1 pseudogene is annotated in these 490 nt (G+C 43.3%); it reads left to right on the top strand.

From position 1 onward, the window contains the following. Window positions 1-490, top strand: a pseudogene (locus ciss_RS13370) (cytochrome c3 family protein); the annotation flags it as partial.

Raw genomic sequence — 490 nt, 5'->3', positions numbered from 1 at the left:
TGCCAGCGGGTATGAGATTACCTGGATAAAAGGGTATCCGTATTCAGGCAAGACCCAGGTATGGGTAAATGGCAACGACATCAGCAAAACCACTTATTATCAAATTGACAACAGCCAGGGATACACAGTATTAAAGGTAAGCTATCCGGGAGGTATAACAACCTTAAAGGTTTACTTCTTCCCCGGTGTGCGGGTAAAGATGAATATCAGCGACTACCTGGGCAATGACGAAAGTGTAACCCATGTAGCAGGACTAAACTTCTTCTGTGGTGCCTGTCATACCGACTACAACACCAACCTGGACTATAATACTGGTGCAGAAAGAACCAGTGGTTCTGCAAAAGAATTAACCGGTAAATACACCGAAGCTTATCGTCACCAGGTAGGATTTGACGCAACAGAATTTACCTCGATTGATGCTGTAAAAGCAATAGGATTAAAGTTTGAAATCAATGAAGGGAAGAACATCATGACCTGTTTAACCTGCCAC

This window comes from Carboxydothermus islandicus, from assembly GCF_001950325.1.
GTDB lineage: Bacteria > Bacillota > Z-2901 > Carboxydothermales > Carboxydothermaceae > Carboxydothermus > Carboxydothermus islandicus.
Note: the sequence above shows the minus strand (reverse complement) of the source record. Positions and strands in the feature narration are given on the sequence as shown.